Genomic DNA, 13311 nt, shown 5'->3' with positions numbered 1-13311 from the left:
GGAGTCCTCCGATGGGCCTCATGTTTCGCAAGCGCAAGAAGATCGGTCCGCTGATCCTGAACTTCACCGAGAACGGCTTCTCCTCGTGGAGCATCAAGATCGGGCGCTGGTCCTGGAACTCGAAGGCCCGGGCGCACCGCGTCGACCTGCCGGGTCCGCTGTCCTGGAAGCAGGACAAGTCCCGGTCGTAGCGTCCCGGGGGTCGAGCGGGGTGCCGGTGATTCACCGGCACCCCGCTCGGCGTCTGCACCACGCGGGCCGGGGCCGGCGGCTCAGCGGGTGGGGGTGATGAGTTCGTCGCCCGCGAGTCGGCCCGTGTCGCGCTCGCGGCGCACGTCGCCCGCGTCCACCAGATCGGTGAGCGCCCGGTTGGCGTCCGCGGCACGGTAGACGGTCGCGGTGAGGGTGTGCCGGCGTAGCTCGGTGACCGGCCGTGGCCCGCCCCGGCGCAGCTCGGCGAGCAACTGGCGGGCCAGCGGTTCCAAGGCCGGCTCCCCCGCCACGTCCACCGGCGGGGCCGCCGGGTCGGCGGGGTCGCGGTAACGCACGCCGAGTTCCGCGCCGACCGCCCAGAGCGCGTCGCGGACCGCCTCCAGGCTCCGGTCCGAGCGGCTGCCGAACGCGACCACGCCGGCCGCCGCGCCGGCCGCGTCACCTGTCGCGTCGGCCGGTAGTACCGGCGTCACCTCGGCGACCAGCGGGAACCCGGCGGCGGTGAGGGCCGCGCGGGTGGGACCGCCGGCGTGGAGCAGCACCTCGCCGGCGCGGCCGTTGGCAGCGGCGTCGAGCAGGTGCGGGGGCACCTCCCCGGGCAGGTCCAGGAAGCAGAACAGCGGCGAGCCGGCCGCGCCGCCCGCCTTCACCGCGACCGGCAGCCGGTCCGGCCCGCCGGGCAGCAGGTGCACCGTCACCTCGGCCGGCAACTCCGCCTCGATCGGCCCGAGCCGGGCCGGCAGGTCGGCGGCGCCGTCGGCGAGCACCAGCACCGTCACCTGTCGACCGCGCACCTGGGCGGCGTGGTCGGCGACCACCCGCAGCGCCGCTTCGGCGCCGCCGTCGTCGGCGCCGGCCCAGGCCAGCGCGACGGTTGCCCGCCGGGAGCGGTGCAGGGCGGCGGGCAGCCAGGTCGCCACCTGGCGGACCAGCAGCTCACGAAGGAAGTCGGTGGTCCGGTTGGTAGGCATCGGTCCGTTCTACCCTATGGCCGACTCAGGCCGGCACGGAGATCCCCACGCCACCGCGGGTCTGCCCGCCGTAACGCTGTCGCTCGGCGGCCAGGTCGAGCCGGCCGATGCGCTTGCGGGCCGCCAGCGCGGTGTCGTCGAGCCGGTCGGCCGGGACCAGCCAGACCACCTCGAACTCCAGACCGTCCGGGTCCTGGCCGTAGAGGCTCTTGGTGGTGCCGTGGTCGGACGTGCCGACCAGCGCCCCGGCGGCGGCGAGCCGCTCGGCGGTGACGGCCAGCTCGTCGAGGGTGTCGACCTCCCACGCCAGGTGGTAGAGCCCGACGGTGGCCCGGCCGGCGGTGGACCGCCCAGCGGCGGCGCCGATCTCGAACAGGCCGAGGTCGTGGTCGTTTGTCGAGTCGGGGGCCTGGAGGAAGGTGGCGCCCCGGAAACCGTCCGGGGTCATCGCCACCGGGCGGAAGCCCAGCACGTCGCGGTAGAAGGCGACGCTGCGGGCGAGGTCACTGACGTAGAGGACCGCGTGGTTGAGCCGGTGGATACCCATGACCCCAGGCTAGCGTCATTTGGTTGAGCGTTCAACCATCGTGGGTATGATGGTCGCCATGACCCGCTGGTTGGACCCCGACGAGCAGCGCACCTGGCGGGCGTACCTCGCCGCCTCCCGCGCGCTGATGGACACGCTCGACCGCGAGCTGCAACGAGACGCCGGCATGCCGCACGCCTACTACGAGATCCTGGTCCGGCTCTCCGAGACGCCGGGTCGGCAACTACGGATGAGCGACCTGGCCGAGGCGGCCGGATCGTCGCGCAGCCGGCTCTCGCACGCGGTGGCCCGCCTCGAGGCGGCCGGCTGGGTGCGCCGCGAGGACTGCCCCACCGACCGGCGCGGGCAGATCGCGGTGCTCACCGACGAGGGTTTCGCCACCCTCGCGGCCGCGGCCCCCGGCCACGTCGAGGGGGTACGCCGACACCTGTTCGACGCGTTGAGCCCGGCCCAGGTCGACCAGTTGCGCCGAATCAGCGAGACGTTGGCCGAGCACCTGACCAGATCCTGACCGATCGGCACCGGCGCGGGTCTTGTACTTACCGTCGTCGGATGAGCACGATGGGGCGTGTCCTCCGGCTTCGACGAGTTGACTGACCAGGCGCACCACCTCGTGTCCACTGGCGACGTGGCCGGCGCGCAACGGCTGCTCTCCGACGCGCTCACCGACGCCGACCCCAGCCCGGCCAACGCCACGCCCGAGTTGGCCGAGGCGGCCAGCCTCCAGGCGCGGGTGCTCGTCGCCCTCGGCGAGCCGCACTCCGCCCGGGGTTGGGCTGCCTTTGCGTACGCGGCCACCACCCGGTTGCACGGCCGCTCCGACCCCCGCACGGTGGCCGCCGCGGCCACCCTGGCCGCCGTGCTGCACCGGGTGGGCAGCCACTCCCGGGCCGCCCGGCTGTACCAGGAAGTCATCATCGAGCTGACCGCGCAGGACGGGCCCGAGTCGCTACGGGTGCTGGCCGCGCACGCCGACCTGGCCACCGTCGAGTACGCCCGCGGCCAGTGCACGGTGGCCCGCGACCGCCTCCAGGACGCCTGGGAGCTGCACCGCGAGGTGTACGGCGACGGTCACCCCAGCGGCATCAAGATGCTGGCCCGGCTCGGCGCCATGCAACGCGACTGTGGGCAGTTCGCCGAGGCGCACGACAACCTGGCGCTGGCCCGCGAGCTGTGCCGGCAGCACCTGGCCGCCGACGATCCACTGGCGTCGCAGGTGGCGGCTCTGGCCCGGGCGGCGGCCAACCCCGACCACGTCTGCGTCGACGACGCGCCCGCCGACCGGGACGTCCCGGTGGTGCCGGCCGCGCGTACCGCGCCGCACACCGACCGGCCGGTCGAGTCCGCCTACTACCCACCCGCGCCCCCGCCGCGCGAGGTCGAGGAGGAGGTGACCGCTCCGGCCGACCGCGACGACGAGTCATGGGCCGCGCACGGGGTCGGCTCGGTGCCGAACCCTCGGCTCCCGGCCGACGAGCCGGACGGGTCGCCGGACTTCCGCTGGCCGCCGGACCCGACCTACGACGACCCGGCCCCGCACGCCACCGCCCCGCCGGTGCCCCCATCGGTGGCCGGGTTCACCGGCGGCACCGAGGAGGCGTCCGGCGTCTACCGGCTGCACCGCCCCGGCACGTCGAGCCAGCCGGAGCCACCGGCCCAGCCGTACGCGCCGCTGGAGCCGTACACGCCGTCCCGGCTTCTGCCGGTGCCCGTGCACCGGGCGAAGATGCCGCCGCGCAACAAGCTGGTGCCCGTGCTGGTGGCCGGCGTCGTCGTGGTGCTGCTGGGCACGGCGGCGGTGATCGCCGGGGTGGCGCGGGTCGGTGACGGGGACGACCCGTTACCCGGGCCGGGTAACGGCTCCCCCAGCGCCGGCCCGACCGGCACGGGCGCGCCGGCCCCCACCGGCACCGCGGCCGCCGGCACGACGGCGCCGGCAGCCGCGCCCGGCACCCCGCCGGGCACGGTGAACCTGCGCGACAACCGGGACAACATCGCCCTGAGCTGGACGTACCCGGCCGGCGGCGAGGGGCCGGTGGTCGTGTCGGCCGGCCGGGCCGGGCAGGAGAAGACGGCCATCGCCACGCTGCCCGCCGGCACCGACACCTACATCGTCTACGCGCTGAACCGCGCCAACGACTACTGCTTCACCGTGGCCGTCGTCTGGTCGACCGACACCGTCGCGAGCGCCGACCAGGTCTGCACCCGCCGCCGCTGACCTCCCGGCCGGCCGGCGACCGTGGTCATGGTGTCTCGACCGCCGGTCCCCGCTCGTCCTCGGGCGGCAGCGTCGGAAGCAGCAGACACACCCGCAGCCCCGGCTGGCCGTCGGCGTCGGTCAGGGTGATGGTGCCGCCGGCACGGCGGACCAGGTCCCACACGATGGCGAGGCCCAGGCCGGCGCCGCCGCCGTCGCGGCCCCGGCCGTCGTCCAACCTGGTGAACCGGTCGAAGACCCGTCGCCGGTCGGCCGCCGGGATGCCCGGGCCGTCGTCGGTCACCGTCACCAGGTGGTACGCGGCCTCCCGGTGCGGCTCGGCCGTGAGGACCACGCTGCTCCGGGCGTGTCGGACCGCGTTGTCGACGAGGTTCGACAGCACCCGCCGCAGCTCGGCCGCGTTCCCGGCCGTCCACAGCGGGCCCGGCGGCGGCACGAGGAGCACCGGCGGCGACGGATACCGGTCGGCGACCTCGGTCACCAGCGCGCCCAGGTCGACCGGGCCGACCCCGCGGGCCGGTGGCATCTCGTCCAGGCGGGCCAGCAGCAGCAGGTCGTCGACCAGCCGGCTCAACCGCTCGGTGTCGGCGAGCAGGTTCACTGTCACCGCCGTCCAGTCCGTCCGGTCGGCGAGCCGCTGGGCCACCTCCAGCTCGGTGCGGATGTTGGTGAGCGGGCTGCGCAACTCGTGTGCCGCGTCGGAGACGAAGGCGCGCTGGCGAATCCGGGCCGACTCCAACCGGTCCAGCATCCCGTTGAGGGTGACCGCCAGCCGATGGATCTCGTCGGCGGAGGCGGGCACCGGCAGACGGTCGCCGCCTGCGCGGCCGGTGATCTCCTCGGCGCCCCGGCGCAGCGCCTCCACGGGACGCAACGTCGCGCCGACCACCCGCCACGCCACCGCGGCCAGTATTGCCACCAGCAGCGGGAACGCCACCAGCAGGATGGTGCGTACCACGTGCGTGCCGTGCCGGACGTCGGCCATCGACCGGGCGACAAGGACGGTGAGCGGATCGGCCGCCGTGCCGGCGGGCACGGCGACCACCCGGACCGGGCCGGCGAGTCCGGTCCGCTCCGCCGGCGCCACCAGACTCTGCCGGCGACCGGCGTCCAACCGCTCGGGGCGGACCATCGGGACCAGCCGGTCCGCGTCGATCGAGGCGGCCCGGATCCGGCCCTGCGCGTCGATCACCTGGACCCGGACCTGCCCGCCGGCCACCGGCAGCGGGTCGGGCAGCGCGTGCTCGGCGGCGAGCAGGGCGACCGCGTCGGCGGTCCGGAACGCCTCGGTGTCCACGGTGCGTTGGAGCAGGAACCCGAGCGCGCCCAGCAGCACCGCCCCGCCGAGCGCCAGCCCGACGGTGAGACCGACCACGCCGAGGGCCGTGAGCCGCCCGCGCAGGCCCAGGCCCCGCAGACCCCACCCGGGCAGCCGGCGGACCCGGCGACCGCCCACCGGGTCGACAGGTGTCACGTCGCCAGCCGGTAGCCGGCGCCCCGGACGGTCTCCAGCCGGTCCCGGCCGAGCTTGCGGCGCAGGTAGCCGACGTACACCTCGACCGCGTTGGGCGCCGTCTCCAGGCTGGCGTCCCACACGTGGTCCAACAGCTCGATCTTGGAAATCACCTGGCCGGGCCGGCGCATCAGGTAGTCCAGCAACGCGAACTCCCGCGCGGTCAACGTCACCTCGGCGTCGGCGCGGGTCACCCGTCGGCGGGCCGGATCCAGCCGCAGGTCACCGACCGTCAGCACGGTGGGACGTTCCGGCGCTCCCCGGCGCAGCAGGGCCCGCAGGCGGGCCAGCAGCACCACGTACGAGAAGGGCTTGGTCAGGTAGTCGTCGGCGCCGCAGTCCAGGCCGTCGGCCTGGTCGTACTCGCCGTCCTTGGCCGAGAGCATCAGGACGGGCAGCCAGTGCTGCTCGGCGCGCAGCCGGCGGACCAGCTCGTAGCCGGACAGCCCGGGAAGCATCACGTCGAGGATCATCGCGTCGTACTCGCCGTGCCGGGCAGCGTCCAGACCGGCGGGGCCGGTCGCCGCCACGTCGACCGCGAACCCCTCCGCCTGCAGGCCGCGTTGCAGGGCAGCCGCCAGCCGGGCCTCGTCCTCCACCACCAACAACCGCACGGCTCAAGGGTGCCACCCGGGTCAATGCCGGCGTCCTCAGCGCGTTCACAGGGCCGAGGAGGCAGGATGTCGGGCAGGAGGTGCCCACCATGTCGATCCTGAGAAGCCGTCCCGTCCTGCGCTGGCTGGTCCCGGCCGCCGCCGGCGTCGCCGTCATAGGCGGAGGCGCCGCGATCGGCACGTTCGCCGCCGAGGCGGAGCCGAGCCTGCCGCCGCGTACCGCCGCACAGCTCCTGGTGGATCTTCAGACGTCCCGGCTGGAGGGGTTGTCCGGGACGGTCGTGCAGCGGGCCGACCTCGGTCTGCCGCCGCTGGTCGGGCTGGTTCCCGGCAACGACCTGACCACCCTGCTGACCGGCACGCACACCCTGCGGGTCTGGTACTCCGGTCCGGAGCGGCAGCGCGTCGCGCTGCTGGACACCCTCGGCGAGCAGGACGTGATCCGCAACGGCCGGGACGTGTGGACCTGGGAGAGCCGGGGCAACACCGCGCGCCACCGCACGCTTGGCGGCGCGGGCACGGCCGGAAAGCCCGGCGGCGCGGGCACGGCCGGAAAGCCGGGTCACGCGGCCACGCCGAGTCTCCCCGCCACCCCGCAGGAGGCCGCCGACCTGGCGTTGGGCGCGATCGACCCGAGCACCGAGGTCAGCGTCGGCCGCTCGGCCACCGTCGCCGGTCGGGACGCCTACGAGCTGGTGCTCCAGCCGCGCGACAGTGACTCGCTGGTGCACCAACTGCGGATCGCCATCGACGCGCAGCAGCACGTGCCGCTGCGCTTCGAGGTGCTCGCCAAGGGCAGCGACCAGCCGGCGTTCGAGATGGCCTTCACGCAGGTCGACTACCGGCGCCCCGACGCCGACCAGTTCGCCTTCAACCCGCCGCCGGGCGTGACCGTCACCGAGGAGACCGCCGAGCGGCCCTCGGCGGGCCGGCCCGCGCAGGCCGAGCAGCGGGGCGCGGACCCGCAGGTGCGTACCGTCGGCGACGGCTGGGCCACCGTCCTGGTCGCGCGCCTCGACGGGACGCCCGGCAAGGCGGCCGCCGGCAAGCCGGCCGGCGCCACGCCGGACGCGGACCTGTCGAAGCTGCTCGGCGGACTGCCGGCGGTCCGTGGGGACTGGGGCAGCGGCCGGCTGCTCACCGGCAAGCTGTTCAGTGTGCTGCTCACCGACGACGGTCGGGTGCTCGCCGGAGCGGTCACCCCGGAGCGGCTCTACCAGGTCGCTCGCGGCTGACGTTCCGAAGCTCTCGCGCCGGGTCGACCATCTGGTCGGCCCGGCGTTCGTCGTCGTGTGACTCGAATCGGCCCGGTCGGCTTGGTGACGGCAGGCGGACCGCGCTATCTTCAACAATTCGAGGGTTTCGAGGGCACAAAAAAGAACGGCATAAAAGCCGTTCCTGCAAGGCATTCTAATCTTTAGGGAGACGGCTTGTCAAGGCACTCCGGCGGTACCGGTGAATTGCCGCTCGACGACGAGATCGGCCGCGAGCAGGAGTACGTCTCGATGCTCTACGACCGGCTGGACGGGCTACGTGAGCAGGCCGCCCGCCGGCTCACCGACGCGCTGCGCAGCACCGGCGGCACCCTGCAGGACCGCTCCCAGCGCGACAGCTCGGTGGCGATGTACGCCGACCAGGTCGAGCAGTTCTCCGCCGTGGAGAATGGTCTCTGCTTCGGCCGGCTCGACGGCGCCGACGACTCCCGCCGCTACATCGGCCGGATCGGGATCTTCGACACCAGCGGTGACTACGACCCGCTGCTGATGGACTGGCGCGCCCCCGCCGCGCGTCCCTTCTACCTCGCCACCGCCGCCAACCCGCAGGGCGTACGCCGGCGGCGGCACCTGCGCACCCGCCAGCGCAAGGTGACGGGGCTCAACGACGAGGTGCTCGACATCGAGAGCGCCGCGCCGGGCGGGCACGAGGAGCTGACCGGTGAGGCGTCGCTGCTCGCCGCACTGAACGCCGGTCGGACCGGCCGGATGCGCGACATCGTGGAGACCATCCAGGCCGAGCAGGACCGGATCATCCGCGCCGAACTGCCCGGCGTCATGGTGGTCCAGGGCGGTCCCGGCACCGGCAAGACGGCTGTCGCGCTGCACCGGGCGGCGTACCTGCTCTACACACACCGGCGGGAGCTGTCCAGCCGCGGTGTGCTGCTGGTCGGCCCGAACGCGACGTTCCTGCGCTACATCTCCCAGGTGCTGCCCACCCTGGCCGAGACGGGCGTGCTGCTGCGTACCCAGGGTGATCTGTTTCCCGGGGTGAGCGCCCAGCGTGTCGAGCCGGCCGAGACGGCGGCGCTCAAGGGCCGCGCGGTGCTCGCCGAGGTGCTGGCGCTCGCCGTCCGGGACCGCCAGTGGGTGCCGGACGAGCCGCTGGAGATCGAGGTGGAGCGGGAGGTGCTGACCCTCGACCCGGAGACGGTGCGCGCCGCCCGCGACCGGGTGCGCCGCACCGACCGGCCGCACAACCTGGCGCGGGCGCTGTTCGACGTGGAGATCGTGCACGCCCTCGCCGACCAGGTGGCGGAGCGCATCGGCGCCGACCCGCTGGGCGGGGACAACCTGCTCGACGAGGCCGACCGCGCCGAGATCCGCCGCGAGCTGCGCGAGGAGACGGAGATCCAGGCCGCCCTCGACCGGCTGTGGCCGGTGCTCACCCCGCAGCGCCTACTGGCCGACCTGTACGCCGACCCGGACCGGATCGCCACCGCCGCGCCGATGCTCACCGACGACGAGCGGGCCCGGTTGCATCGTGAGCCGGGTGGGTGGACGCCCGCCGACGTGCCGTTGCTGGACGAGGCCGCCGAGCTGCTCGGTGAGGACGAGCGGGCCGCCGCCGCCCGCCGCGACCGCATCCGCATGATGGAACGGGAGTACGCCGAGGGCGTGCTGGAGATCGCCAGGGGTTCCCGCTCGATCGACGTCGAGGACGAGGCCGAGGGCGGTGAGATCCTCGGCGTGACCGACCTGATCGACGCGGACCGGCTGCTGGAGCGGCAGGAGGAGGCCGACCGGCTGACCACCGCGCAGCGCGCCGCCGCCGACCGCACGTGGGCGTTCGGCCACGTGATAGTCGACGAGGCGCAGGAGTTGTCGCCGATGGCGTGGCGGCTGCTGATGCGCCGGTGCCCGAGCCGGTCGATGACGATCGTCGGGGACGTGGCGCAGACCGGCGCTCTCGCCGGGACGCCCTCCTGGGCCGACGCCCTCGCCCCGTACGTGGCGCAGCGCTGGCGGCTGACCGAGCTGACGGTCAGCTACCGCACGCCGGCCGAGATCATGGCCGTCGCCGCCGACGTCCTGGCCGAGATCGATCCAGCCCTGCGGCCGCCCCGTTCGGTGCGGGAGAGCGGCGTACCGCCGTGGGATCGGGCGGTGCCCGACGAGCAGCTCCCTGCGGAGCTGGTGTCGGCGGCGACGCGCGAGGCCGCCGGGCTGGCCGAGGGCCGACTCGGCGTCATCGTCCCGGCCAGCCGGGTGGACGCGCTCGGCGCGGCGTTGACCGCCGCGCTGCCGGAGGCCACCGTGGGCGAGCACCCGGAGCTGGAGAGCCGGGTGGTCGTGCTGACTGTGGCGCAGGCCAAGGGGCTGGAGTTCGACTCGGTGCTGGTCGTCGACCCGGACCGGATGGTCGCCGAGTCGCCGCGCGGGCGCAGCGACCTCTACGTCGCGCTCACCCGGGCCACCCAGCGCCTGGGCGTCCTGCGCCCCGCCCCCGCCGGTTGATCATGAGGTTGGCCGGGGCCCGAGTGATCGAAGCCCCCGTCCACCTCATGATCGACGGGCCGGGAGGCGTGCGGCGCCCCGAGAACGGGGCGCCGCAGCGCGTCAGTCTCCGGCCTTGTCCCTGATCGACTTCGCCGGCCCGGTGGCGGACGTGGACTGGTCGCTGGTGCCGCCGCCCATCGGGGTGCTCAGACCGCCGGTGGTGGCGTCTCCGGTCGTCGTCGGGGCCACCTTGCCGGGGTGTCGCTCCGGTTGGCGGGCCACCCGCCGCACGCTCGCCGGACCGGCCGTGCCGCCGGTGGTGGTCACCGCGCCCTGACCTCCGACCGGACCACCATCGCGCAGCACCTGCGGGTCGACCCGCTCCTTCGCCGGATCGAACGGGTCGTCCCGCTGGATCTGGCTCTCGATGTCGGTACGGGGCAGTGTCACCTCGTCGAGGGCGCCCTCGCCGTACACGCCGCCGGCGATCCGGTTCTCGGCCCGCCGGGCGGCCTCCTGCCGCATGTCGTCCTCACGCACGTTCATCACCTCACAGAAGCTGTGGAACTGACTGCGTGCCCGGTCGCCCGTCGGCCAAACCCGCAGCGCGCGCACCGACGCAGAAACGGACATCCGGCGCAGTCGACCGCGCCGGGCACGGTCCGTCCGGGTGCCCGCACTGATAATTGGCACCCCGGCCGCCGCCGATTCTTTTGGCCCGAGGACGTGTTACCTGGTCGGCGGCCTCGGGTAGTCGGGGGGTGTCCCCGCCGTGAACACGAACCGTGCCGTGGCCGAAACGCGGTAGCGGGGCGAGGGAACGCAGGTACGACTCATCGCATCCTGAGGAGGACCAGATGAGCACGCAGGCTGCTTCCACCCGGCCGATGAACCGGCCCATGAACGACCCGCAGAATCCCGCCGCGATGCGGGACACGCAGCAGATGCCGGTCATGCACGACGGGCGTCGCAACGACATGCAGGCACCTGGTACGGAGACCAAGCAGGCCTTCAAGACCACCGAGTTCTGGATCTACCTGATCGCGGTGGCCGCCGTACTGGGCGCGTCGCAGGTCGTCGGACGGAACTCCGCCGGAGTGGACATCTTCCGGGCCGACAACGCCTGGTTCCTGATCACCCTGCTGACGCTTGGCTACCTCGGTAGCCGCGGCCTGGCCAAGGCCGGCAGCAACTGGCGCAGCGGCGAGGAGCGCAAGGCCCGGCACTGACCGGGTGACAGCACAGCACACGGTGGCCTCCGGGAGACTTCTCCCGGAGGCCACCGCCGTCGTGTGTGGACCGACTACTCGTCGCCGCCGAAATCGCCGAAGTCGCCGCCGAAGTCGCCCTCGAAGGCGTCCTCGATCAGCTCGCCGGCAACCATGCCGCCGGCGACGCCGAGCGCCGCGCCGGCCACCATGCCCCCCATACCGCCCATACCGCCGTGCCCTCGGCCGTGACCGTGGCCGTGGCCGTGGCCGCCGTACTGGGAGCGCAGGCTGCCGTAGCGGGACGTCGTCTCGCGCAGCCAACCGTCGACGACCTGCGCCCAGTCGACGCGGTCGACGTCGGCGTGGGACACCTGGTAGCGGCCGAACGCGTCGTGGCCGGCGCTGAGGAAGCCGCCCCGCTTGTCACACTCCAGGATCACGTCGACACCGCGCTGGCTGGTCACGAACGTCAGCTCGACCTCGTTGATCGTGCCCGCGTACTGGGGGGACGCGAAGAACTCGATCTCCTGATAGAACGGCAGCGTCTGCTGCACACCCCGGATGTGACCGCGCTCCAGGTCGGCGTGCTTGAAGCGGAAACCGAGCCGCTGGAACGCCTCCAGGATCCGCTCGTGCACCGGCAACGGGTGCACGGCCACGTGGTCCAGGTCGGTCTTGTCGACCGCGCGGGCCACCGACAGCTCCGTCCGCAGGCCCATCGTCATGCCGTGCAGGCGCTGGCCGTACACGTCGGTGATCGGGGTCTCCCACGGGACCGGGAGCTGGAACGGGATCGACAACTCCTGCTTCGGCGCGAGCTGGAACGCGCCGCTCACGGCCATCCGGTGAAACTCCATCGTGCCCGCGTACTCCGTGTCGTGGCCCTCGACCTCGACCCGGGTGACCAGACCGATCACCACCTGCTCGATGGCCGCCGGGCTGTCACCGCCGACGAGGTTGACCTGCCCGTCGAGGGTCAGGCCGGGCCGGGTGTTGGGGTTGGTCAGCACGGTGTCCACACTGGGGCCACCCACACCGAACGCGCTCAACATCTTCTTGAAGACCATCGGGACTCCTGTGCGACAGCCGACCGCTCCTGTGTTGGAGTCGGACGTTGACTCGACGGGCACCCTATCCAGCACCCCTGTGAGATGGCTGTGAAGCGCCGCGCCGGGGCAGCCCTTGATCGACACGGCTTCCTGGAAGTCGGGGTGTCCGCGTGAGCAGGACAGCCCGCTTTCGGTGAACCCGAGTCGATCAGCGGTCCAGATCCGCGATGGCCAGGTCGGCGGCCCGCTCCGGGTCGTTCCCGGCCCTCCTCATGAGCAGTCCGTCGGCGAACCAGTGGGCGGCGACGTCCGCTCCGTCGGTGACGTCGAGGTACAGGCCAAGGTCGCACCGCTCACCGAAGACAGTGATCCGCAGCTCGGGGCGGCGGCGGTGAATGGACTCGAGAATCCGCCACACCGACTCGTCGCGCTCGGCGCGGCGTACCGGGTCACACTCGAGCAGGGCCTCGGCGACACCGCCCGCGGTGGGATCGAACCCGTCCAGCAGCGGCAGCAACGACGGGTCCCCCAGGTACGCGGCGGCCTGGAACGTGAGCCTGTGGACCTCGTCCTGCGCAAGCAGCTCGCGTACCAGTGGAAGCGCCCGCGCGTCCCGACGCCGAGCCAACCCTCGGGCGGCGTCCGCGCGTACCTCGTCGTGGGTGTCGCGGGTACGGTCCCACAGCGCCCGTCGGACGGCGTTCCCGTCCGCGGTGCTCATCCAGCCGAGCCCGAAGGTGGCCCACTCCCGCACCGTCGGGTCGGGGTCGGTGCACAGGTCGATCAACACCGCCTCACCCGCCTCGGCCGGAGGATCGTCGAGGACCATCGGCACGGCGGCCGCGACCTGGAACCGCACGTCGCTGTCGGGGCTTCTCGCGAGGGTGACCAGGGTGGGCAGGGCGCGGGGATCACAGGTGGCACCCAGTGCCCGAGCGATGGACCAGTGCACCTCGGCGTCGGTCTCGGTGTCGGAAAGCGCGATCAGGGCCGTCGCGGCCTCGCGGCGCACGTCGTCCCCGTGCACGGCACTCGTGGAGCCGAGCAGGTCGCACGCCGCCGCGCGCACCACCCGGTCCGCGTCGGCCAGGTGCCCGACCGCCAGCCGGACCGCCACCGCACCCGCATCGGCCGCCTGCTGAAGCAGGTCGGAGCCGTCGTCGGAGTCGTCCGAGTCGACGACGCGACGCAGCCGCCGCACCGCCCGGTTGATCGACTCGGGTTCCTGGAAGGCGCGGTGTCCCGCCGAAGTGGACACCCCG

Annotated in this window: 13 protein-coding genes; 6 read left to right on the top strand and 7 right to left on the bottom strand. The window is 73.5% G+C overall.

Annotated elements, in window-relative coordinates; genetic code table 11:
- Nucleotides 1-11: 11 nt before the first annotated feature.
- A complete protein-coding gene (locus MILUP08_RS10035) occupies nucleotides 12-191 on the top strand; it encodes a DUF4236 domain-containing protein (RefSeq protein ID WP_007457220.1) in 180 nt (59 codons plus the stop codon).
- Between the two features lie 81 nt (nucleotides 192-272).
- Here MILUP08_RS10035 and MILUP08_RS10030 read toward each other — a convergent pair whose 3' ends face one another.
- Together MILUP08_RS10030 and MILUP08_RS10025 are read right to left on the bottom strand one after the other, a co-directional pair.
- Entirely contained in the window at nucleotides 273-1184 is a 912-nt protein-coding gene (locus MILUP08_RS10030) for a hypothetical protein (protein WP_007457217.1), read from the bottom strand.
- Nucleotides 1185-1209: 25 nt separating this feature from the next.
- Nucleotides 1210-1731 (bottom strand): VOC family protein, encoded by a 522-nt coding sequence (locus MILUP08_RS10025; RefSeq protein WP_007457215.1) that lies wholly within the window; start codon nucleotides 1729-1731, stop codon nucleotides 1210-1212.
- Nucleotides 1732-1780: 49 nt separating this feature from the next.
- Between MILUP08_RS10025 and MILUP08_RS10020 the strand changes: the two genes are divergently transcribed.
- Together MILUP08_RS10020 and MILUP08_RS10015 are read left to right on the top strand one after the other, a co-directional pair.
- Nucleotides 1781-2242 carry a MarR family winged helix-turn-helix transcriptional regulator gene (locus tag MILUP08_RS10020; RefSeq protein WP_007457213.1) on the top strand — a complete coding sequence of 154 codons (462 nt, stop codon included), beginning with the start codon at nucleotides 1781-1783 and terminating at the stop codon, nucleotides 2240-2242.
- A gap of 57 nt (nucleotides 2243-2299) precedes the next feature.
- Entirely contained in the window at nucleotides 2300-3949 is a 1650-nt protein-coding gene (locus MILUP08_RS10015; RefSeq protein WP_007457211.1) for a tetratricopeptide repeat protein, read from the top strand.
- 25 nt (nucleotides 3950-3974) lie between these two features.
- Here MILUP08_RS10015 and MILUP08_RS10010 read toward each other — a convergent pair whose 3' ends face one another.
- Nucleotides 3975-5366, bottom strand: coding sequence for an ATP-binding protein (locus MILUP08_RS10010; RefSeq protein WP_420329268.1), 1392 nt, complete (start codon nucleotides 5364-5366; stop codon nucleotides 3975-3977).
- Between the two features lie 53 nt (nucleotides 5367-5419).
- Nucleotides 5420-6076, bottom strand: coding sequence for a response regulator transcription factor (locus MILUP08_RS10005; RefSeq protein WP_007457206.1), 657 nt, complete (start codon nucleotides 6074-6076; stop codon nucleotides 5420-5422).
- Between the two features lie 89 nt (nucleotides 6077-6165).
- Here MILUP08_RS10005 and MILUP08_RS10000 point away from each other — a divergent pair, with 89 nt between their 5' ends.
- Together MILUP08_RS10000 and MILUP08_RS09995 are read left to right on the top strand one after the other, a co-directional pair.
- Nucleotides 6166-7311: a LolA family protein gene (locus MILUP08_RS10000; protein ID WP_007457204.1), complete on the top strand. Its 1146-nt coding sequence runs from the start codon at nucleotides 6166-6168 to the stop codon at nucleotides 7309-7311.
- Nucleotides 7312-7506: 195 nt separating this feature from the next.
- Nucleotides 7507-9807 (top strand): HelD family protein, encoded by a 2301-nt coding sequence (locus MILUP08_RS09995; protein WP_007457202.1) that lies wholly within the window; start codon nucleotides 7507-7509, stop codon nucleotides 9805-9807.
- Nucleotides 9808-9909: 102 nt separating this feature from the next.
- On the opposite strand, the gene MILUP08_RS09990 is transcribed toward MILUP08_RS09995, so the two are convergent.
- Nucleotides 9910-10329 carry a hypothetical protein gene (locus tag MILUP08_RS09990; RefSeq protein ID WP_051065919.1) on the bottom strand — a complete coding sequence of 140 codons (420 nt, stop codon included), beginning with the start codon at nucleotides 10327-10329 and terminating at the stop codon, nucleotides 9910-9912.
- Between the two features lie 404 nt (nucleotides 10330-10733).
- On the opposite strand from MILUP08_RS09990, the gene MILUP08_RS09985 reads away from it, so the two are divergent.
- Nucleotides 10734-11018 carry a hypothetical protein gene (locus tag MILUP08_RS09985; protein WP_377555661.1) on the top strand — a complete coding sequence of 95 codons (285 nt, stop codon included), beginning with the start codon at nucleotides 10734-10736 and terminating at the stop codon, nucleotides 11016-11018.
- Between the two features lie 74 nt (nucleotides 11019-11092).
- Here the strand turns inward: MILUP08_RS09985 and MILUP08_RS09980 are convergent, their stop codons facing one another.
- Nucleotides 11093-12067, bottom strand: coding sequence for a sporulation protein (locus MILUP08_RS09980; RefSeq protein ID WP_007457196.1), 975 nt, complete (start codon nucleotides 12065-12067; stop codon nucleotides 11093-11095).
- 190 nt (nucleotides 12068-12257) lie between these two features.
- The gene (locus MILUP08_RS33685; protein ID WP_007457194.1) at nucleotides 12258-13307 is read right to left on the bottom strand and encodes a HEAT repeat domain-containing protein; all 1050 of its coding nucleotides are present in this window, start codon (nucleotides 13305-13307) and stop codon (nucleotides 12258-12260) included.
- Between the last annotated feature and the right edge of the window lie 4 nt (nucleotides 13308-13311).

Source organism: Micromonospora lupini str. Lupac 08, assembly GCF_000297395.2.
Lineage (GTDB): Bacteria > Actinomycetota > Actinomycetes > Mycobacteriales > Micromonosporaceae > Micromonospora > Micromonospora lupini.
This window is presented reverse-complemented; position numbering and strand designations above follow the sequence as displayed.

Bases quoted from the DNA above. Each gene is read 5' to 3' on its own strand.
- MILUP08_RS09985 (WP_377555661.1), top strand. From the start codon at position 10,734: ATGCCGGTCATGCACGACGGGCGTCGCAACGACATGCAGGCACCTGGT.
- MILUP08_RS10020 (WP_007457213.1), top strand. From the start codon at position 1,781: ATGGTCGCCATGACCCGCTGGTTGGACCCCGACGAGCAGCGCACCTGG.
- MILUP08_RS10030 (WP_007457217.1), bottom strand. From the start codon at position 1,184: ATGCCTACCAACCGGACCACCGACTTCCTTCGTGAGCTGCTGGTCCGC.
- MILUP08_RS10025 (WP_007457215.1), bottom strand. From the start codon at position 1,731: ATGGGTATCCACCGGCTCAACCACGCGGTCCTCTACGTCAGTGACCTC.
- MILUP08_RS10000 (WP_007457204.1), top strand. From the start codon at position 6,166: ATGTCGATCCTGAGAAGCCGTCCCGTCCTGCGCTGGCTGGTCCCGGCC.
- MILUP08_RS09980 (WP_007457196.1), bottom strand. From the start codon at position 12,067: ATGGTCTTCAAGAAGATGTTGAGCGCGTTCGGTGTGGGTGGCCCCAGT.
- MILUP08_RS10035 (WP_007457220.1), top strand. From the start codon at position 12: ATGGGCCTCATGTTTCGCAAGCGCAAGAAGATCGGTCCGCTGATCCTG.